The sequence below is a fragment of the Paenibacillus marchantiophytorum genome (genome assembly GCF_014640555.1).
Classification (GTDB): Bacteria; Bacillota; Bacilli; order Paenibacillales; family NBRC-103111; genus Paenibacillus_E; species Paenibacillus_E marchantiophytorum.
Genome location: NZ_BMHE01000078.1, coordinates 1 through 22348, shown reverse-complemented (window position 1 = coordinate 22348; position 22348 = coordinate 1). Strand labels below are relative to the sequence as shown.

The window sequence follows — 22348 nt, the reverse complement described above, 5'->3', positions numbered from 1 at the left end:
TTAGACTTGGGGCTGTTCCTCCACTCCCATTACAGGAGATTCATCAGTCGTGCCCCTGCCCTCACAAGGATTAATGTATTTCGGCATGTGCCTTATAACAACCGTTTCGGGTAACAGCCCTTGTTGGTCACGGTAGAGATACCAGTTACCTGGCACCCCCCGCACAGATCCCGGCGTGCGGATTTCCCGCACCGGGCTCTTCAAACGTATTCGCTTCCATACTTCCAGCCTCTAGAAATCAAATTGCAATTGGATTGTACTCGATTCTACAATTCGGGGACGCGACACTTGATAGTGTTTTAGGCACATGGCAAATTCGGTGTAGTTGAAACTTAGGCGTTGGCTTCTTCGGTTCAACCACTTGTACAGGATTTTCATCGCTTCTTCATAAAATTGGTTCAGACTGGCATAGTTTCCGATGAGACCGTAGTAGTTGTAGTAGCCCCGTAGTTTGGCCTGGAGCATTGGAAACAAACGGCGTAGCCTCTTGTGTCGATTCTCTTTGCACCATTCTGTAAATGCTACCACTGACTTCCTTAGCTTTTCCCGCGCTGTTCGACGCTGGATGGCAACCTTCTTTTTCAGAGTAAATCCCCAGCGAAACTCAAATCCCAGAAACGAAAAATGGGTATTTTCTGCTTTACGATATCGGGAGAAGCTAATCAGATTCGTCTTCTCTTCCGACAAGCTCAGTCCGAATTTCCCCAGACGGCTTCCTAATGCTTGATAGAATCGCTGTGCATCCTGTTTGTATTGAAACGCACAAACAAAATCATCCGCATATCTGCTGAAGTAAGCCATTCCTTCACATGTCGGTTTCACTGCCTTTTCGAACCACCGATCCAGTGTATAATGCAGGTAGATGTTGGCTAGGATCGGACTAATGACCCCTCCTTGGGGACACCCCGTTACAGGGTGAGTGACTGTTCCATCCGCTTCCATGATTCCTGCTTTTAGCCATTTTCGGATCAGGTTCAGAAAGGCTTTGTCCGCGATTCGCAACTCCATCATCTGGATTAGCCTGTCGTGATCGATGGTACCAAAATAATTAGAAATATCGGCTTCAACAATGTAACTGTACTTTCCGAAGTTTAACTCGTGCGTCAGTGCTTTCACCGCTTTTTGCGCTCCTGTGTTAGGACGATACCCAAAGCTCTGTGGGCTGAACTCCGGTTCGTAAATCGCCTCGAGTATTTTCGCCGCTGCATGTTGCGCGACTTTGTCCGACACTGCCGGTATGCCTAACGGGCACTTTTTGCCATTGCCTTTATCGATATACACTCTAGGTACTAATTTCGCCCGATATTGTTTGGTCTTCAACTGCGCTACCGTCTCGTTTATGTTTTCTACCAGATTCTCTTGATAGTCTACTGCGGTGACGTTGTCAATGCCCGCGGCGGCTTTCTTTTTCAAGTGTTTGAAAGCGGTGTGTAGCGCCGGAGCATCCAACAGTTGATATAGATTTTCGAACCGATGCGTTTTGTCCTCTTTGGCTTTCATCGCTATTCCCCGCAGTGAGGTTTGCCTATGTTTCTCCAGCCCTACTTGTCCGGTATAGGTTTCCTTTGCAAGCTGCATACGTCTGTCCATCCCTTCCCCATGTGGTCGGCTCTCCCGCCTCGGAGTACTATGAATGAATCCGAATCCCTTATCTTGCCATCGGCCTTCCTCTTTTTCGATTGTCCGGCCTACCCTTGCCACTTGGCTCAGGAGCGATTAGGGTACCTCCCAAGTTCCTGTTTTCTCTTTCCTTACATGCCACGTCCTACGACCCCAGCAGACCCTCGGGAATCTCACCTTATCGATTCCTCTGTATGGACTTCCGTTACGTTGACAACGTCGTCATCTGCACTTTGTCTGTTTCCAGACTACAATTTGATGAGGCTGAATATGCTTCAGGAGGTATGGCTCCTTATGGCCTGCAAAGTTCTCTGTGTACACTTCGCCTAGCGGTCTCCCGTGTCAGCGCAACACTCGATAAAGGTGGCTGGTTAGGCCTTGCCTTACAAGGATTTTCACCCTGCCAGAGTAAACAAGTTGCTTGGCGTACCAACGTCCCTTGCTTTCCAAGTCCCTTATAGCCTAGCTATCCGTTCTGAACTTAGGTGCTTCCTCTAGCCCTATGAGATTAATGCCACCATAGTTCGGCATAGCGTATTTCATAGGATAAAGTTTTACTTTACGCCACTCACCCCATCGTTTGATGGTACATGCGTTTACGCATGCTCTAACTGTAGACCTGTACATTCGGAAGTTCGTCAGTTCGCTTCTGTGCGAGCATTCTCACCATATCCAGTTTTTCAGCCGCGCGGCATATCCATTGGCATACCTTTTCTATTAGAATGGCTCTAGCCTTCGTTCTGCCGAATCTACCTGTACTTCACACCTCATATTCTGTTTAAATATGACGCGTGCAGGAGTATTGGCGGGATGATTTCAGGAAACATGGTTCCGTCATTCCCATCCTCGGTTGTAAAGTTAAGATTACTGCTGTAATCTCCTGCTTTTCACACTGTTTGGTGCTTATAGCAGAACTTGTCGTACTTATCCGTTAGTGCAACAAACACACATTTAATTTTTAAGCTTAAAAGTGGTTTTTATTGTGTTTATGTGGTCGTACATTGAAAAGAATTCTGCTTTTAACATCTCATCGTGAGGATTGTATTCAACATCTCCTGGAGGGGCTAATGTGAACACTTTATCCCCATCTTCTCCTATTTTATATATTTGACCAACCACGATTAGTGATGGACCGTTTTTAATCCAATCTTCTTTTGTCCATATAGTGATCGTGAAAATAACTCCCCCATACCCTTTATTAGCTTTATCAATAAAATTATAACTGTCTGGCCAAGCTTCACTTTCGCCTACCCTTTCTTCAACATCAAATTTCCCTTCCCAACTTTTAGGAAGCCTAAGCGTGAAATTGTATTTCGTGTTTTCATAAACTATGCTTGGTGTTCCAGGAATAATTTGATTGTTTACAGCACTGATATGGAGGTTAACCGCTGAATAGGCTCTGAAGTCCCCTGAACCCTCCAAAACGAACGTTTGGGACTCAACCCCAAAATCATTTCCGTTTATGGCTATATCGCCAATTTTTTCACTTTTATCATTGTAAAAAAATAAACTTGCTGCAATCGTATTTTTTGTATTTCCTACACCTTCCATTTTCAATTGACCCGTGACTTTTGTGTTATTACCATCTCTAGTTAATATTAAATTACCAACAGAGATACCTTTGTAATCTGGATCTGTTAAGTCTAGGATTTTATTTTTGACAAAAATCTTTTGTGACTCCGCATCATAGTCGATGGTCGCCCCCAAATATTCAGCTATAAAGCGAATGGGTACATACGCATGTCCATCTACATTCAGTACCTTGTAATCATTGTTTAATCCAATATTACTACTATTAATTTCAAAACTCGCTGGGAATAATAACGCTTCAATAGAATCCGATGCGAATACTACAGTTGAACAGGCAATAGCTAAACCTAAACTCAATCCCAATATAAATTTTTTCAATACGACACCCCTTTTCGTTGTTTATAAAATAGACGCTAAAGATTTCATTTTATTGTAATAAAAAGGAAAATTACTGAAAATAATTTCCTGTATATGGAATTTATTACTCTGCTATTCTGCCCGTATTATGAGGTCAAGTAAAACTCTTAACGGCCTAACCGACTGTCAGTATCAACCACGCTCTAATGCCCTTTAGTTAAGAAAAGGCTGCCGATTTGCCAGGCCTTATTGTCGTAAGTTGAGAAAACGTTATATCGGTTGCCGTTTCTTGGTGTCAATTAAGCTCTTGTTCGCCGTTAGCCTTCCATACCCCTCACGGGACACCGCAGAATAATGAAAATTTGATTGGTGATTGGCTCATTCTACTGAACTTCAGTGTGTCAATCTAACATATATACTTTCCATTGGTTGCTTGATGGTTGTTTTCGTAAACAAACAGCCATGATTTGCCTTTCACTGTTTTCATCGGTTTGATATTGCAATCCTAAGCAGAGTTCGCCTACAGAACCCACTTCTTGCAAAGGTAACACGCCAAAGAACACATAGTCCCTATTTTTCATATTTATTAAATCACTTTCTGGAAGTTTTTGCAGAGTTAAACTGTTTAACTTTTTTTCATCTTTACTTAGCCAAGCTTCAGCAAATTGTCTCGTAGCTTTAAGAGCATCTTTGTTTCCTTTTAACTTCGTAATTAAAGCAGTAGTGAATAGGTGCCATGTCTGACCATTGTCAGATGTTTCGTAGAATATAGACTTTTTATCTACGCTTTTCACATATTCAACTTTAACAGTCCCATGCCCATCCGTATCAAAATAAGGAGGGTATACATTTCCGTAGGGATAATCTGTAGCCAGTTGGAGTTTTTGGATATTCCATGTGTGACCGCCATCTACTGTATGATAGAAGGGAACCGAGTCTTTGCCTTTATAAGATGAACTAATCCATCCATTTTTACCATCGGTGAAAACAATCCCAGTAACATCTCCGGTGATTTTAGATGTGTAGTCGCCAATAAATGACCAGTTCTCCCCTTTATCATCTGTTCGATATAAGGTTTTATTGACAATGTTCTCTGAAGGTTTGGATGTTAGCAAGATCCAACTTGATCCTTCATTATTTAGAACACTAAATATCTGGTTTTGATCCACCTGGCTTTCCCAAGACTGTTGAATCGGTAGTGTTGAAGATTTCCAATTCCCCCCTCGATTATCCGTTCGAAAGACGTGAAGCTCGTTTTTTTCATTATCAATTGTCCATCCCGTCAAATCACTTAAATGATTATCGAAAAATATACGAAAGCCATCCGTAACGGGCATCTCAAAACCCTCTAATACTATAGGCGATGTAGCTGTAGTAGAAGTAGGTGTTATAGTCGGTTCTGTCGTTACGACAGACAAAGGCGTTGGTTGAGCCGAAGAAATAGGCAACGATGATTCACACCCTGAAACAAGAATTGTCGCTAGCAGAACAAATCCTATACTTTGACTTCTTTTAGGTAGCATTCTAAACATATTTCACTTTCTTTCCTTTAAAATTTTCAGAAAAAAGATGAACAAAACCATTCCGTTCGTAACGCTTCCGACCGATTCAGTGGTAGCCTGTAGATGTAGACTAAGATTAATAATTTAGACGTTCAATATACATATAAGTTCCAAATTTTACATAATTATTATCCTTGAAATACCAATCTACTGCCCGTCCTCGGTATTAAGGGTTTATCTCACATATGCTCACTCATTCGTAGGATTTTGACACCTTTTGCAGATGTTGTTGTAGAGAGCGATCATCAGAAGTAGCTATCCAAATTTTGAGATAGAATAACTACATAACAATCCTATTTATGACGTAAATTTGAACTGACTAATCACCACGCTAAACTCCCGTTACTTTAATAAACAAAAGAGGAGCTGCCGCGATGCAGTCTCCTCCGCTATAGTTTCTCGTTAGCTCAGTAGTCTTATGTTTTAATTAGAGTCGCTGCTTATAGTTGTGAGGCTTGCTGAACACCTAATGCAGTGACGTCCCGACGGGCTTAGGGGGCTGGATGTGGTCACTCGCTTCTCAGAGTGACCCGGAGCGTCAATATGGTGTTAGCCGAAGGAAGTTCTGGAAGCAGCCATTGCATTTAAGGCGTTCTCAAAATAGCTATATACTTCATCTGCAATTCCCAGAAACTCTTCAACAAGTACATTACTATCCAAGTAACAAGCATACAGATAATCAACTAAAGTGGAGTCAATCTCACAATAGTTTAATATGGCATTCTTCATCTTAATAATGTCATCTTGCCATACACCTGTATCTTCTAAAACCAAAGAGTATAATGCACGAATTAATCTCTTAGAGTAACCTTTAATATATCTAGTTTTCATTGTGTTATCGCTAGCATTAGAAAGTAAACTATGTATACGATCTACTTCCTCCTTGGTCTCTGTATTTAAGTCTAAAATGAACTCTGGAGAAATAATTATCGGTGGTACTTTTTCACCAACGTCATGACCATATATGCAAACACAAATTATCTTTACCCAAAAACCCCACTCATTTGGTTTACTTAATACATCGTCAATCGAGCAAATTATCGTATCAATCTTAGTTACTACTGGATATTCTTCCAAAAGCCTGTCTTTAATATTTGACAATCTTTCGTAATCAATATCTTTGGGATTTACACATACAATAGTAAAGTCTGCATCTGACTTAAAAGGTTTAGCAGTTCCTTTTGGAATCGAGCCACACATATAAATGCTATGAATCTTACCTTTAAATTCGGTAAGTATATTATCTATATACTTATCAACAAAATCCTTATATTCACTTTGTATTACAATTCTATTTATAACTTTTTCTAATATCATATAGACTCCTCCTAAACTAAGAACTTCTTTCGGCTAACGTTCCTCGTTAGTTGAATAATCAACAATGTATAAACCTTCTGTCATTTCTCAACGTTCTAATTATAATATTAAAGAGTCAAAGAGAAATGGTTTACCACTTAGGTAATTTCTTATTATTGCTTGTGCATAAGGCTGTTCTTCCTTTAGTCCCGCTGTTTCCCTCGGGTCAGGAGCATGGTGACAATAATTTTCGATCATAACCATAACGGTAAAACCCTCTAACGCGGGAAGCCAGTCTTCTTTAAGTTCTTTAATGCTCTCATAGCCTTTAATAATAACTTTCCTTTGCACTGGATAAACCCCTAATATGGTATGTGCTATGTCATAAAGAAAATAACCATATCCACACCTTCCAAAATCAATTGGGCGAGGCTCTCCATTATGAAATACAATGTTACCTTGGTGAAGATCGCCATGTATTAATCCATAGTCATCTTCATTCTTTTCAAGTTTGTTAATCCAAGATAGAATCTTTTCAGCTGCTGTTTGATACAACTTGAATTCCGCATCTGTTAAGAACCGATTGTAATGCCGTGATAGACGAGTCATAGCGAGCCTAAAGCTTTGCTCACCCCAAACAGGACGTACGAAATTAGAAGTCAGCTCGACATTATTTGATACCTCATGAAGCTTTGCCAAGAGAATTCCCTCTCTACGGAGTTGGTCATCACTCAGTCCACTACTCGGATGCTCGCCCTCAACCCAACGCATTAATGAAGCACAGCATAGGAAATCATTATCCAGCTCTATGCTTACGGTCTTTGATTCAGTTCGGTCCAAAACCCCCTTTGGTATTGTAATTTCAATTTTCTCATTCAAAATATCAAGCCACTCCAGCTCGGAATTGATTTCTTCTCTGTTCACCTTTGAGTGAATGCGGAGCAAAAAAGATCCCTTATTGCTTGTTTCTAGTACAAAAGTGCATGTATCGGACAGTTGGTTAAACCGAATTTGTTCCCAATCCAAATCGTAATTTTGAAGGGCAATTAAAGCTGCCTGTTTGGACTGCGAAAGTACCTTCTTGATATCTTTATCCGATTCCATGCTCATGAAAATCCCCCTAGTAAATTCTATTCCTTCGTTTATTATAATACTAGATCAGTTAAATATTGGGATTATAATTTTTAGTTAAAGTTGAACTTTCCCGTTACTTTAAAAGACAAAGGCAGCTGATCGTATGCCAGCTGCCTTCATTTCTTGATTGAACTATAGTTACCCGTTAACTTAACCAACATCGGACCCAAGCCTTCTAAAAAAGGCTTGCTCAGCTGAGATGATAAAGTCAATTAGCCCCATTTCCTGATTCTGAAGCAACATGTGAAACTCGTATCTGTCATTTACTTTATATACTTCCTCATATAACCACCATGAATTTTCCAATCCAGCGTCTTGCTTTATTATCGTAACATTCTCAAAGATAACTTCATCGATGTCTGTAAAACCACCAGTGTTGTCAAGAAGTAATGTTATGGATTTATCATTCAGAATTGATTTGATAATCCTACAATCATGAAAACTGAAATTCTCAACAATTTCTCTATCCATGGATAATGAGGCTTCTGTATGATATTTTCTGTAATTATCAATTGTTGTATCTACAGACCTTTTATTATCCTCACAAAATTGAGCTACAGCATTTATAACATCACGTGTTGCTTTATTTAAGGCAAAGACCCTTAGATCGGCTATCTGATTCAAAATAGTTTCTGGTAATGACTTTTTTAAATGCTCTTGATTATAAATGATAGATTCATGAAATTGTTTCGTTTCTTTATCTTTATTGAAAGGCTCATTCGTTCCGTTCGCTTGCATAATGGAAGCCACTTCTTCTTGGAGATGAAGCCATTTGATTAATTCGGCACTGTTGAGTTGTTGGAAATATGCTTCTGAGAATGTTTCCGCTTGTTTTTCTTCCTCTAAAGGTAAATGAAAGCTTATTTTTTGACAAAGTTCGTACCATTCTTTCGTAAAATATTTCATTAAATAATTTTCTCCTCTCTACCCGTATATTTCATTCATCTCCCACATATGTCGGTAGCCATTTGACACCATATATTGTTAGTGTTCTGCCCGATAGCTTAATGACAATGGAGCAGATGCTTCGGAAGTCTGCTCCATTTTGTTTAGTAATGTGGTGGATTAGATAGCAATCTCCATCTTAATCGATGGATGAAATTCATAGTTTTTTAAATCGAAATCATTAATAGTAAAATCATCAATTCTTTTAATTTCTGGGTTAACCCAAAGTTCAGGAGCAGGATAAGAATAACGTAGAATCTGTTCTTTTAAAGGTTCTATATGTCTTTCATAGATATGGGCATCATTAATATTAATTGTAAGTGTTCCTAATTTGTATCCAGTTACTTGAGAAATCATTCGTTGTAAAACGTAATATTGGAACACATTAAAGGGGTTACCTAATCCAATGTCGTTTGATCTTGCGTTAACTACTAAATGGAGAAATCCTTCTTTTATTAACCATTGATTGTTCCAAACACAAGGATAAAGCTCCATTTGATCAAGATCATCAATATTCCAAAGAGATATTACATGCCTTCTAGATGTAGGATTATTAATAAGCTGATCGATGAGATTATGTACCTGATTTGTGATCTTTCCATTTAACATAATTGGCTTGCCTAACTGATAGCCATATGCCTTACCAATATTGTTATTAGTATTCGTCCATTCTTTCCATATCTTCACTTTGTTTTCATCTAAATAGGTGCAATCGCTTGTTCTCTTCACATAAAACCATAATAGTTCATGTATTGCTGATTTCCATGGTACTCTTTTCGTTGTGAGTATAGGTACCTCTGAATTATCAAATTTTAATTGCTTGGAAATTAAACTTTTTGTGTAGGCAGGAGTACCGTCCGACCATGTTGTTCTTACATCATGTTCTTTGTCCCAAGTACCATTTTCAAGAATATCTTTTACGAGTTCATTGTAAATCCCATCTGCCTTTCCCAACTGCTAGCCCCCTAATTAATATTAATATTGAGTATGCTTCATAATTTCGAGAGGGACAATGAAGTCTCCTTTTCCTTTATATTTTTTAGCGATTATTCCAATCGTATATTTCAATAAAAGCTGACCGCGACCACGCATAACTGCTCCCGTTAGCGGAATAGGCCACCGAATTTATCACCGGCAGCCTGCTAGATCATGTTAGGAAGCTATCGTTCTCCATTCACTCTCATTAATGTCAGCCAAACGTCTTTGGTCGGTGCCATTATATTGATCGTCGGAAAGTTTGTCATGAGAAAGAGAGTCTGAGTGGTTATGGAGGATGTAACAAAGAATTAAAAGAAGCGTGCAAACAACTTGGAGGAATCTTATTCCAAGCAGGCCGGACGCGGTGGGCTAAATTTAACGAAGCAGATTCGTTAAAGCGCGGTAAAGAGTTAGCAAAACGATATGAAGAAGTTTACGGTTTCTCTTAAGCACTGTTTAAGACTAATGGTACTTGAAGGAAAAAAAGCTCGGGTATCCTTCACCACCGGGCTTTCATCTTTTCTTTAGAACAAAATCAACATGTGATCCACCTTTGAATCCTATTCCACTATCTACTCTGAGTATAAATTGATCTGTTTTTTCTATCCCTAAACTTGCAGGCATATCGAATACAACGAATCCTTCTATATCAATTCCAGGGTTAATCTTTTCCAAGAAAAAGTGAGTTTTATCATTCGCGTATCTACCTGCCGTTGTATCCGGATCATACGTTGTTCCATCTGGTCCTACCAACTTGAACATGTTACTGTCGATCGTTCGCGATTCTTTATCCTTGTTACTCACACCTACTCTAATGAGCCAATACATTCCCTTGGCGTCATACTTGAGAATTCCATCCCCTACGCTAGGTGCTGTAAGCGCTCCTTTCCATACGGCAACATTTAGTTTGCCGACTTCTGTTGCCTCCCCGATATGAGGGGCCTTCTCTAATGACGCCGTCTTGGATTTCGCATCGGCTTCTTCCTTTGCTTTTGAATCCTCATCCTTCTTAGCTTTGTACTCTGCTTCCTTTTGTGCCTTAACTTCTACATCTGAAATGGCAGGTGTTTTCTGCTCCATCGCTGAGACCGGTGATCTGAGTTGTTTATCGGATGGAGCAGTATTTAAGTTCCCGATCACATACAAGACACTTAACACTGCCCAAATAACCCCGTAAAACCTTCCAACATTACGCAGACTTTTCCATGACACGAAAACCATTACAAAAGGAACGAAAATCCATCCCAAAACCCTTAGTGCCTTTTGGCTTGCCAAATTCGACATTTGATTATCTCTTAATTTATTTACTCCAAATGCATATCCGCAATCATTACAGTACTTAACACCATCGTTAACTTCATTTTTGCATTTCGGACATCGCATAGTATCTCCCCTGGAAAGAATATTTTGTTTCCAATTATATTCGATACACTTCGTATCAGTCTACAAGTTTCTGGAAACTTGCTTAGCAGCCTCGTTATAAACCTCACATATCCATCCTTGCTCTTGAGTAAGTTAAGGCTTTGATACCTTGGAAGTTTCAATAAATCTTCTTCTTAGAATGGATGTAATTCACTCTCTAACTCTGTGAAATTTTTCTTATAACATCCACTAATGAGCATGTAAGAAGCATTAGCGCTGCGCAGCTCGTCGCGGATATGTTGATTTGGTTTAGGTAATGAGCGCTGATGATTGGTTTAGCATTAAACTTTGCAAGTCGACTACATTTATAAAAAAGCTAAAGAACTCACTCACCCTCTCTAACCATCTTCACAGCCCCGTTATGCCATCTTCCTGACATTCACAGGAGTGGAATACATATTCGCTGGAAATTAGCCAAAGATTGGATATAAAAGGATTCTAAAGGCAAATAAAAAAGAAGCCTATCATGTCACTAAGCTTCTTGATGAGTATTTTGTTTTTACCAATTAATTCATTCGCCACATGCAGCATTTATGTCATTCGCTATTGCTGTTTCATCATAGACGGTTGGCTTATGATCCGGACGAGACGATGAATAGTAGAATCGTCCCAACGATAGTGCTTGTTGACGTAATTGAACATACTTTGGGTTTTGTGATAACTTACGAAGTGCTATTTGATATCGTTCATACATATCTACTGCCACTTCATCATTAACGTTTTTTAAATAGATTCTCCTCAGAGCGATAAAGCAAATAAGCAAAAAAATAAGTATGCCAGCAACTGTACCTGATTGTGTTTTAGTAAAAACAAAAATTATTACAATTAATACCGCAACAGTCCCTAAAACAATACCGATCGTTCTTCCTGTCCTCTTTTTATCCTTATAGAGTCCTTTGTAATAATCTTTTTCGCTCCTTGCTTTCTTTTCTTCTTGAAGGGCTCGCTTAATTTCTTCTTTTCTTTCACTCATCTTTAATTCAACACCCTGCTCCTTATTGGAATTATAAAATTAATAATATCATCAATCGGCAAGGTTGACTGCTTCTTTTGATCAATGAACATGGGCATTAAAAATCACCATGTTGGGTGCTTAATAAATTACTGATAACGAAGTCGGTATACTATCCTGCCACTTAACAAATGATCTACAGGTACTATGTTCATAAAAGAACTCATATCACCTAGATCAATTTCTACATCGATATCAGGTAGCACTATTCTATATTCTTTTTGATAATTAAAAAAAGTATCTTTCCAAAAAAATCTAGTTACTTCCTGATTAAAATGAGAGGAGATACGGTCAGTAAGAGTAGTTGAAAAATCAACGTAATTTGCTTTACCATGCCCAATCTCTATCCCTTTTGCTTGAAGAGTTGTTTCTACGTGATTGATAAAATCCCCTGCAGAGATCAGCAAAACACTTTCCCCAAAAGTTACTTTCATTTCCTCTGAAAACTTTACAACTGATTCGACGTAATCATCTGTCTGATTCACAATTTCCAAATCAGATAGAGTGAAATATGCCATACAGAAAACAGGTTTAGTTCCGTCTTCTTTACTAAATAATTTGGTTCTCTCAGCAGTTCCTGAAAGAAAAACTTCATCAGTTTCAATTTTTCGTAATGTAAACGATTCTATCTTCAAAGAAAATTCCGTTTCATCGCGATCACCTTGACCTCTTATACCAGTCTCTTCTTCCAAATTAATAAAGTAATTGAAATTTTTCATGTACAACTTACCCGATTGCAAAGACTCCAGATTATCCTTTTGTCCAAATTTCAAGAAGAATAATGGCAGTAAGCTATTTGACATGTTAATTTCACTCTCCCACCTACATTTTCCAACATAGGAAGAGGCTTGTAAAATCAAGTTTTGATAAAGGATATACCAGCGCCACATTATTCTCTGAATTCTTTCTTCCATTCTGCCAACAGGAACGCTTCGGCCTCTTCGTACGAATCAAACGTTTCAGAAGATGGTGGTTCCGATGTAGTACCTGTGTATGGTCCGATAATGCAGGCTTCATACTTTTCTGATCCCTCAGATATAAAAATTTGCCCATTGTATGATTTACCTTCGAACGTTCCAATTTTCAATATCGTTAGCCCTCTGTTATTCATGTTCATATCCCCTCTCATAAGTTTCTAATTTTATCTTACGACGAGGAACAAAACCTGTCCAATTCGGGTTTCTGTTATATACAGATTCCAGTATCAAGTAAACAGCTACCCAAAAACCTGTATACAAGATAACCAAGAGGGTGACAAAACCCTCACAAGTTGGACTCATGCGCAGCCACCACCTTATAATTATGACAATTGCTATTAATCAAATCTGCCCGTTAGCGGGGTGAAGGGCTGCCACTCGGCCCTTCACTGTTTAACTATCTTGTCCCGTTAGAGTTTCTCGTTCCAATTCATAAGTTCTCTCGCCTTATCAAACGCCCAATTTAAGTCCACATAGCCTCGTTCCAAGTGTAGTCGAACCGCATCTTCCCAAATGAAATATTGAGCACCTTGAATTTCGTTAGCCTGGTGGATAGGCTCAGCCTGCTCGTCAATGGCTTCGAGAAGGAATAAGCGCACCTGCTTGCGAACGGTTAACCCTTTTCGTTCGATAGGATATTCAATGTCGCCAAGAAGTGAAAGAATTCTGGAATTAATCCCAGTTTCTTCTGAAATTTCTCTGATTGCAGCTTCCTCCCATGTCTCTCCGGATTCCAGGTGGCCTTTTGGGAAACCGACATGTCCATATCTATCGTGAATGAGTAGGACTTGGATTCCTGAATGCGTCTTGCGAAGAACTAATCCCCCGGCAGCACGTTCAATAAGATTCTCTGTCATAGTAACCTCCTTTGTGAATAATTGCCTAATGCTATGTATCCGTTTCCTGTGTTATGAAACTATGGTACTCTCTTCTAGTCTATAACCTTATTATTATACTAATTTCTTTGCCGCGGTGTTTTTATTAACCTATAACTTGAAGTTGTAATGATAGCAATTAGGACATACCTTCTCCGCTCTGGACAAATCAACTTGAATACCAAGTTCGGATTCTAAAGACTGAAGAATTGACCGCTTTACCATTCGTTCAATCACAGCGTTGATATCGTAGCAATCTCCCATCCAAAGTGGATGATTTAACAGAGGACAGTCATACATGTCTCTATGGTCATCCATGTTAACTCTCCTTTAATTACGCACTTCTGACCAAGTAACGAGGCTGACTATGATTACCATAGCGTGCTTATTATACTCTCGTTCACCGTTAGCATCTCCTAGACTTTAAACAATTGTTGCACAATAACCTGTTTCCTTACCTTTTTCAACTGCATTGATATAACCATCAAAGTAATATGGTATCTCATCTTCTTTACCATTCTGAATTCTACCTCTGACTTTATCGAAAGCAAAAATTGAAATTGAAAATTCCGGCTCACCAGTAACTAAAACAGGTTGTTCTCTATCTTGCATCCAATAGTTCTTGCCACCATAATTCCTTCTTGCTACTTCGAAAATGTAACTTCCAACCATAGAAGAAACAGAATCCAAAGAATCATTATCTATTTCATACTCACATAATTCTTCAAGAATGTCGTCTACTTTACGTCAGACTGTCTAACAACTAATTTGCTGAGTACTCTTTAAAACATGGATTCATGCTATTTTGCTCAAATAAACCATTTGTATATTAGATATCAAAGGAGCTCGGTCTCTTAAGAGACGTATGAGCTCCTTCACACCTATTATTTTGATCATTCTCTTTAAATTATAGGCAAGACAAATCAAATTGGTCTCAGTACCTACTGATGCCAACCCCCGTGTTAAAAAGTATGTATAGCCCCAGTAACGTTTTATCGTCCCGAAAGGGTGCTCAACAATTTGCCCTCTTTGCTTATAAATATTACTTTTTCTACGCGTATTTTCGGTAATCTGTTCGATCACTTCTTCGTCACTAAGCCTAGTTACCGCCCTTCCGCCTTTGGCAGAAGTACAGAACTCTTTTTGTCCGCAAAAATCGAAGGCTTTGCAAGTGTAACGCTTATACTCTTTCCCATCTTGTTTTCCATTCCATTTGAAAGGTAATTCATAGCCCAATGGGCAAATATATCTATCGTTTATGGAATCATATTTAAAATTCGCTTTATCAAATCCACTTGCTACTTTGTCTTGCTTTCCCTTTTGCGGCTTAATTAAGAGTTCTGTGTTTTCGTCGACAATATCAATAATTTCAAGATAATTATAATAGCCTGTATCGGCTACAATTGTCGTTTTTTGATCAGGAAAAACCTGCTTTGTTTTATGCCCCATATTAGACAACTGCCCTTGATCGTTGACATCATTAACCGTATCGCAGTCCACGATTAGTTTAAATTTGCTGTCCACCGCAGTTTGAACATTGAAACAAACTTCATGCTTTCCGTTGTTTTTCATTGATTTGGCATCCGGATCGGTAACACAAAGCTGACTTTCACCTGTTTCCTTGAGTTCTTGTTTCATTACCTGCAGTTCGTACATTCTCTCTTGATAAACCGCTAACTTTTCCGTGATTTCCTGCTTTTTCAGGCGATTATCCTCCGTTAAAAAGTCACGCAAATAAGCATCTATTTTTTCATCGATTTGCTCTAACTTCTTAGTAATGATGTTGTCATTATAGTGTTTCTTTTTAGAGCAGTTCGCCTTTAATTTTGTTCCGTCAATCGCGACAAGTTGACCATCGATTAACCCGAAACCTTTTAACATTAAGGTGAATGCTTTAAACAGTTTTTTTATGGCCGTTTGGTTATTCTTCATAAAAGCAGATAAAGTGCCGTGGTCTGGCTGGAGCTTACCAATTAACCACATTAGTTCAATATTTCTTTTTGTTTCGGTTTCCATTTTTCGAGAAGAACGAATACCATTCATGTAACAGTAAAGATAGAGCTTGAGAAGATCTTCCCTACGATAAGGTTTTTGGCCTGCTTTGACTCCTGAATACACCTGAAACCCCAATTCTTCCAGAGCCAAATAATCGACGTAAGCGTCGATGACTCGTACAGGACTTTCTTCTTGGACAAAGTCATCCAACGTATTTGGAAGTAAATGAATTTGATTTCTATCTTCACCTTTGATAAAAGGCATAAACGCTCATCTCCTTTTATATAGAGATTCGACAAAGACCATTTATTTCCATGCCAAGAACAAAGATTTATTAATAGTTGTTAGACAGTCTGACGTAAGCTTTGTACACTAAAATCGAAATTTCCTTTATCAGAAAAATTATTTGTGAAGCTTTCTGCCGTTGAAATAATGTCTTGTTCTAATCTACTTTGCATAAATTCTAGCCTCCGATAATAAATACCATTGAATATGGACATATCCCAAAACGTCTATTTTTCACTTTTAGATCCCATAATCTCTTCTCCAGGCATTCCCATTATCCTGCCAGTTAGCTTAATGCCCGTTACAATTCATAAAGCAAACAGTGCTCTTCTAGCTAGAAGAGCACTGTTTGTTGGTCTGTTTAGTAATTTTTAACACCTTGTTGTTTTATCCAATGTGCCTGGTGGCGCCATATCCCTTGATGTTTACTATTGTAAATTCGACTAACGAACTCTATTTTCCACTAACACACTTTATTTTCCACTAACGATCTTTATTTTCCTTGATCATTATTATTTTCCACTAACGATCTTTATTTTCCTTGATTATGAAACACGATTTTGACCTAACTTTTTCTTATGATACATTTATACATCAAGAATAAACCCGTGCAATTTGAACGGGTTTACAGTGTAATATCAATTCTGATGTTTAAATTTCACTAATACATTCCGTACTCAATGAACCAATCGTCCATCCCGAAACCTCACTACTCTTTTCGCCTGCTCCGCAACCTGCCGATCATGCGTAATCACAATAATTGTCCGCCCCTGCTCATTCAGCCGCCGGAAAGTATCCATGATCTCCACGCCCGTCTTGGAATCCAACGCCCCCGTCGGCTCATCCGCCAAAATAATCGGCGGATCCCGGCCAACGTGCGCGCTATAGCCACGCGTTGCTGCTGCCCACCAGACAACTCCGACGGGAAGTGCTTCCGACGATCCAGCAAATCAACCGCTTCCAACGCCTGTAGCACCAATGGCTCTCGCTGTTTCCTCGACAATCCGCGATAAATCAACGATAACTCCACATTCTCATACGCACTTAACCTCGGTAGCAAGTTAAAATTCTGAAAAACAAACCCAATCTTCCGATTCCGAATCTCAGCCAGCTGTGAATCCTTCAGCGAGTGAATCTGCTTCCCATCGAGGACATACAGGCCTTCATCCGAAACGTCCAAACAGCCGATGATGTTCATCAGCGTGGACTTCCCAGAGCCTGAAGGCCCCATAATAGCGACAAACTCTCCTTGTGCGATTTCTAAGGAAATGTCGTCTAGGGCGCGGATTGTCTCCCCGCCCATGTGATAAAATTTACTAACATGCTCAATTTGAATTAAGGCTGTCATTGTCTTCGCCCCCCATTATCTGATGCCAAATAAATGAAGATTGCGATGCAATTGCACTGAATTCAATTCTATTAAAATCAATTTTCTTACCGCTTCGCCTTATAAAACTCATGATAAAGCTTCATCAACGCCCGCTTCTCAATCCGCGATACATACGACCGCGAAATCCCCAGCTCTTTCGCAATCTCCCGCTGGGTCCGCTCTTCACCCCCGAGCTCCAAACCAAACCGACCGACAACAACTTCCTTCTCGCGGTCGTCCAAAATCTCTAAATTTTTATATATCTTCGACTTCTCAATCTTCAGCTGCACCGCATCCACCACATCGTCAGCCTCGCTGCCGAGGATGTCAATCAACGTAATCTCATTCCCCTCTTTATCCGTTCCAATGGGATCATGTAGAGATACATCTTTCCGCGTTTTCTTCAAGGAGCGCAGATGCATCAAGATCTCGTTCTCGATACAACGTGCCGCAAAAGTCGCCAGCTTCGTGCCCTTATTCGGAGAGAAAGATTCGATAGCTTTGATCAGTCCGATCGTCCCGATAGAGATCAAATCTTCCAGATCTTCCCCCGTATTGTCGAATTTTTTTACTATATGGGCAACTAACCTTAAATTGTGCTCAATCAGCTTGTTCCTAGAGTGATCATTGCCTTCTGCCATAAGCCTCAGATGTAATTCTTCTTCTGCCTCGGTTAGAGGTTGTGGAAACGCATTATTTTTGACATAGGATACAAGTAAGGTTAGCTGCTTGATTAATACGGCTATTGCGCTAAACAATCCAGGCATTCCAGCCACCCCCTTCGATGTTAGCGGATCTCAGCTGTTCGGAAGTCTCCGCTTTGAGCTTAGTATTAGTGTATGTGGGTGGGAGCCTAGAAGTGCCTGTACCTCATAACTTACATGAAGAAGTCATTTTGAACTAGTTCATTTGGTCCTCGTTATACTTAGATAGGATAGTAACTGTAGTCTCCTCTGATTGAACTCATACATCGACTGCTCCTTTGAGATCTCCATCAAAAAAAACTTTACGTTAACATCCTTAAACTTTCGATATTTATTCACTTCAGACATACAGATATACCCTCTGGCTGCAAGTTCCCCTACCCTAGAGATATCTATAACAACAACATCAAACAGTTCATTGATTCCAAAAATGCTTAGGAAATGTTGAACTAAAACTGCTGGCTTCGCCTCTAGGAGAGAGATTGTCCCATAATCGGAGACAACCTTTTTCTCATTAAGAAGTATTCTAGAAGAACATGCAAGCTTGCGAAGTTTATGCCACTCTATAGACAATATCTCAAGCTTTCTATGGTATTCCTGCCAAACAGCCAGTTGATCTTGAATATTCATATCAGCCCACCAAATATCTCCATTAAATTGAAATTTCAATTTATAATTAGGGCTAAAACGAACAAACTGCTCTTTCTGTATCATATTACTATTCAATAATATAGAAAGCTGGTTTTCATCTAATTTTTCAATACATATCGAACAAGCATGCACTAAAATACCAAGATCATAAAACATCTCCTTCAGTACATCCTTGTCCCAATTGTATTCTTTATTAGAAACAAACTTGCTAACAACACCTATCTCTTTCCATTCAATACGCATATCTTCTGTGTTCATTTGATACAAACGAACATTATCCTTAATGCTACTCGTAATAAATTCGCACTTCTTCATTTCCGTATATTTCCCTTGTTCAATAAAATTGTAGAGATGAAATATTGTCATAAGAATGAACTACTCCCACTCTACTATTTTTTTGCGGCTATACACATTTGCTCTTTTCAACTTAAATTTCCTATGTAGCATTACACCAATATTTGCACCATTATTGGGTTGCTCGGCAAGTAAGCTCTCTAAATGACCAATTGTAGTTATCTGAACTTCATCACCTAAATAAGAAATTCGCACCTCATCAATTAGCCAATTAACGATTTTCCTTTTATCTTCAAAAGATAGCTCTGTGCCTCCATTTTGGATAAACTTTTGAATACGCTCAGTTGCAAAAATAATTTTCTCAGCATTTAAATTCCCCTCCTCAAAAGCTCCAAGTTGCATTAAATAATTATCTAGTGACTGTTGCAATTCCAACTTGGAAACATTAATTTGAGCAATCTCAGAAGCCATCTGCTCTTCATCAATAACATCGCGTTTGAACATTATTTTTATCTTTTCAATCTCTTTCCCCTTTTCAGCAAGCTGATTCTTTATCATCTCACTTGCTTGCCTGACTTCAGTAACAATTGAATCCGACATAACCTCTAATTGTGCTATGTATTCATTAGGATCAGAAATCACTGACATAATGAGATCCCAAATGTATCCATCAAGTAAATCTGCACGCAATGTTTGCGCTGGACATCGTTCAACACCTTCTCCATATCGTCTTGGGTTTTTATTGGGGCAACGATAACAGGTATATCTGACACTCTCACGACTATGCAACTGATTACCAGTGTAGGTAGTACAATTCCAAGTACGTCCACAATGAGAGCACTTAATTAATGACTTGAGGAGATACTCGTATTTCATATTCCCAGAACCTGTACTGTTCTTAACCCTCTGCTCTTTCGCTAATTCAAAAAGTGTCGAATCAATGATAGGCTCAATCTCAACCAGGATCCAGTCACCTTTTTCTCGAAATTCATATGTTTTTTTGGGTGCACCACCTTTGGTTTTCTCACCCTTAACCTTCTTAAATTTTCGACGATTGTAATAATATTTACCGATATAAACCTCTGAATTTAATATCCGCACAATAGAAGAAGCTCCCCAGTGTTCGCTTTCTTTTCTTTTTGGAACAACTCCTAAGTCATAAAGTTTACTTCCAATTTCACGTAAGGTTAAATGATCGAAGATATACCAATGGTAAATATTCCGAACTACCTCAGCTTCTTTTTCATTCACAACGAGATTCTGATTTTCGAAATTATAACCAAACGGTGGAACACGCATTGGCATTATTTTCTTATCTCGTTCAACTGCTTTAAGCCTGCCGCGCACAGTTCTTTTCTTAATTAGTGCAAGCTCGTACTGAGCAATAACACTCATTAAGTTAAAAAACAATTGCCCTTCCGGTGTTGAAGAATATTCGGTATCTACGAAAAGCAACGCAACACCCTTCGACTCAAACTCTCTGCAGATAAACAACTTATCTGTAAGGTCCCTAGAGAGCCTATCAGGATGAGTAACAAAAACGTGAGTTATCAATCCAGCGGCTATATCTTGCCGAAGCCGGTTAAGCTGTGGGCGTTCAATGTCCTCGCCACTAGCTCCTTCTTCGCGGTACACAACAACATCATGTAAGGAGTGGCCGAGATCAGAAACCCTTTTTAAACAAAGCTCCGTTTGTGCGTCTAGGCTTGTACCATCCGCTGCTTGGCTTCCAGTAGAGACACGTGGGTATATTGCTATTGCCATTTTCTTTTTCCTTTCTTGACTGCATATGTTTGAGCTCTGTGTTCCTTCAGCTCTTGAAAACGAGCATAGTATTGGTTTAAATACTCTTCAGGAAGCACTTCAAGAGTAGGCAGTAAATTACAACAAATCAACTCCGAATTAGGATTGATTATGTAAATACAATTAAGGCAATCGGGAGCATAATAAACCGTTACCTCATTACAAATCGATTCAGATTTTAAACTAAACCATTGCTTTTCTAGAGCTATACTACATGAGTAGAATCTCCCCTCAAAATCAATATCATTATTAGTTAGCAATGCATAACCTTCCTCAAAATCAAACATTCAAACACCTACATTCCAAGTAATAGAACATTTGTTCCCGTTACTGTTATGCCCTTAAATATGAAAAATAAACCGACTTTATTCAGTCGGTTTGGATAGCAGCCTTTTGATAATCAGCTCAATAACTCTTTTCTTGGCTGATATGGCAGCATCATTCTTTGTTGTCATGAGCGATTGAATTAGCATCGTTATCTTTGGATTCATTGTCGGAGCGTTCTACTCGCTCCTCCTCTTCTTTAATCCATTTCTCTAGAAGCTCTAATGCTCGCTTACGATTTTCCTCCAAAGCAAAAACCCCCTGATTGTTTTATATCAGGAGGTTTACCAAAATTTATTTGTAGTCTACTCTAAAATCCTTAGTGGAGTTCTCTCTAATGATTCGATAAAGCATGGTTGCCGATCTAATCTCATCTAAATAATTATTTAATGAATTTTCAACAATTCCATTATGGCCTACAATACATAACTTTTTGATATTTGGCCGAAGAATTGCTGGAAGAAAATAATAACATTCTAGATTAATTCTCAAGGCTTTTTCAATATTTACAACGAATTTTGGGTACAGAAGCACTTCATTAGTCACGTATAATTCTATCGTGAAAAATTCTTTTCTTAAATCAATTAATAATGGTATTACAGTTGATTGGATTAATTGGGTATCGTCTTTATTATCCAGGAAAGCACTTCTAATAAGCCTTTCAGGATAAATAATTGTCTTAACTTTTTTCTTTTCTATCGTTATCCCATTGGTAATATCTACTTGCATAGTTCTAAATAAATTACCTAATCCAACAATATCAGTTGCTGTTAATTTCAATAAAACGAATTCTGTAAAAGAATGCTGAGCAATTATTGCGGGCTTCGTATTTTGTACATATTCTAAAGGGACTTCCGTAATTGAAGAAATCTTATTGAAGTACTCTGCAGCGATTTTCCGATCGGAAGGTTCTTTTTTCTCCTTACCATATTTAAAAAAAGAAGCAATTGTACTTCCACCACCACAACCATTTGCAAGTAAATCTTGATTCCTTAGTCCTTTGATCTCTTTTGCAAGAGATAGTTGACTTTTAATCAATTTTGAGAGCTTTTTACATGCCTGTGTGGCTACTTCATTGATCAAATCAATGAGTTGTTGCAAGGCGACCACCCAGTCCATGGTGCTAACCTCATCGCACAACAAATAAAACAAACCGCCAAGTGAACGCTGATCTGTGCTTTGCCGATGCTGCCACGCAAGCAGGATGTATCTAGA

19 protein-coding genes and 2 pseudogenes are annotated in these 22348 nt (G+C 38.9%); all 21 read right to left on the bottom strand.

The features are described from left to right. Window positions 1–231 precede the first annotated feature (231 nt). Window positions 232–1578 carry a group II intron reverse transcriptase/maturase gene (gene ltrA, locus IEY34_RS34430; RefSeq protein WP_189020555.1) on the bottom strand — a complete coding sequence of 449 codons (1347 nt, stop codon included), beginning with the start codon at window positions 1576–1578 and terminating at the stop codon, window positions 232–234. 993 nt (window positions 1579–2571) lie between these two features. Next, the gene (locus tag IEY34_RS34425; protein ID WP_189020553.1) at window positions 2572–3528 is read right to left on the bottom strand and encodes a stalk domain-containing protein; all 957 of its coding nucleotides are present in this window, start codon (window positions 3526–3528) and stop codon (window positions 2572–2574) included. A 380-nt stretch (window positions 3529–3908) separates the two neighbouring features. Continuing rightward, window positions 3909–5039: a WD40/YVTN/BNR-like repeat-containing protein gene (locus tag IEY34_RS34420; RefSeq protein WP_189020551.1), complete on the bottom strand. Its 1131-nt coding sequence runs from the start codon at window positions 5037–5039 to the stop codon at window positions 3909–3911. 579 nt (window positions 5040–5618) lie between these two features. After that, the gene (locus IEY34_RS34415) at window positions 5619–6386 is read right to left on the bottom strand and encodes a nucleotidyltransferase domain-containing protein (RefSeq protein ID WP_189020549.1); all 768 of its coding nucleotides are present in this window, start codon (window positions 6384–6386) and stop codon (window positions 5619–5621) included. A gap of 99 nt (window positions 6387–6485) precedes the next feature. Beyond that, window positions 6486–7475 carry a phosphotransferase enzyme family protein gene (locus IEY34_RS34410; RefSeq protein ID WP_189020548.1) on the bottom strand — a complete coding sequence of 330 codons (990 nt, stop codon included), beginning with the start codon at window positions 7473–7475 and terminating at the stop codon, window positions 6486–6488. 174 nt (window positions 7476–7649) lie between these two features. After that, a complete protein-coding gene (locus IEY34_RS34405; protein ID WP_189020546.1) occupies window positions 7650–8405 on the bottom strand; it encodes a DUF4085 family protein in 756 nt (251 codons plus the stop codon). Window positions 8406–8564: 159 nt separating this feature from the next. Continuing rightward, entirely contained in the window at window positions 8565–9398 is an 834-nt protein-coding gene (thyA, locus tag IEY34_RS34400) for a thymidylate synthase (protein ID WP_189020544.1), read from the bottom strand. Between the two features lie 537 nt (window positions 9399–9935). Beyond that, window positions 9936–10805 (bottom strand): DUF4352 domain-containing protein, encoded by an 870-nt coding sequence (locus tag IEY34_RS34395; RefSeq protein ID WP_189020542.1) that lies wholly within the window; start codon window positions 10803–10805, stop codon window positions 9936–9938. 550 nt (window positions 10806–11355) lie between these two features. Next, window positions 11356–11817, bottom strand: a complete 462-nt coding sequence (locus IEY34_RS34390; protein WP_189020540.1) for a hypothetical protein — start codon at window positions 11815–11817, stop codon at window positions 11356–11358. Between the two features lie 128 nt (window positions 11818–11945). Further along, window positions 11946–12659 (bottom strand): hypothetical protein, encoded by a 714-nt coding sequence (locus IEY34_RS34385; RefSeq protein ID WP_189020538.1) that lies wholly within the window; start codon window positions 12657–12659, stop codon window positions 11946–11948. An 86-nt stretch (window positions 12660–12745) separates the two neighbouring features. Beyond that, complete coding sequence (locus tag IEY34_RS34380) at window positions 12746–12967, bottom strand: hypothetical protein (RefSeq protein WP_189020537.1); 222 nt, start codon at window positions 12965–12967, stop codon at window positions 12746–12748. 276 nt (window positions 12968–13243) lie between these two features. After that, window positions 13244–13690, bottom strand: a complete 447-nt coding sequence (locus IEY34_RS34375; protein ID WP_079421062.1) for an NUDIX hydrolase — start codon at window positions 13688–13690, stop codon at window positions 13244–13246. Between the two features lie 441 nt (window positions 13691–14131). Further along, window positions 14132–14380: a hypothetical protein gene (locus IEY34_RS34370; RefSeq protein ID WP_189020535.1), complete on the bottom strand. Its 249-nt coding sequence runs from the start codon at window positions 14378–14380 to the stop codon at window positions 14132–14134. Window positions 14381–14503: 123 nt separating this feature from the next. Beyond that, window positions 14504–15967: an IS1182 family transposase gene (locus IEY34_RS34365; RefSeq protein WP_229757996.1), complete on the bottom strand. Its 1464-nt coding sequence runs from the start codon at window positions 15965–15967 to the stop codon at window positions 14504–14506. Between the two features lie 698 nt (window positions 15968–16665). Then, window positions 16666–17336, bottom strand: a pseudogene (locus tag IEY34_RS34360) (ABC transporter ATP-binding protein). 86 nt (window positions 17337–17422) lie between these two features. Next, complete coding sequence (gene sigK / locus IEY34_RS34355; protein WP_065851948.1) at window positions 17423–18124, bottom strand: RNA polymerase sporulation sigma factor SigK; 702 nt, start codon at window positions 18122–18124, stop codon at window positions 17423–17425. 138 nt (window positions 18125–18262) lie between these two features. After that, the gene (locus tag IEY34_RS34350; RefSeq protein ID WP_189020533.1) at window positions 18263–19078 is read right to left on the bottom strand and encodes a hypothetical protein; all 816 of its coding nucleotides are present in this window, start codon (window positions 19076–19078) and stop codon (window positions 18263–18265) included. Window positions 19079–19087: 9 nt separating this feature from the next. Beyond that, complete coding sequence (locus IEY34_RS34345) at window positions 19088–20770, bottom strand: recombinase family protein (RefSeq protein ID WP_189020531.1); 1683 nt, start codon at window positions 20768–20770, stop codon at window positions 19088–19090. Further along, complete coding sequence (locus IEY34_RS34340) at window positions 20761–21096, bottom strand: hypothetical protein (RefSeq protein ID WP_189020529.1); 336 nt, start codon at window positions 21094–21096, stop codon at window positions 20761–20763. Before IEY34_RS34340 ends, IEY34_RS34345 begins: the two co-directional genes overlap by 10 nt. A gap of 151 nt (window positions 21097–21247) precedes the next feature. Continuing rightward, a complete protein-coding gene (locus IEY34_RS37430) occupies window positions 21248–21382 on the bottom strand; it encodes a hypothetical protein (protein WP_268240215.1) in 135 nt (44 codons plus the stop codon). Window positions 21383–22153: 771 nt separating this feature from the next. Further along, window positions 22154–22348: pseudogene (locus IEY34_RS34335) on the bottom strand (IS4 family transposase); the annotation flags it as partial.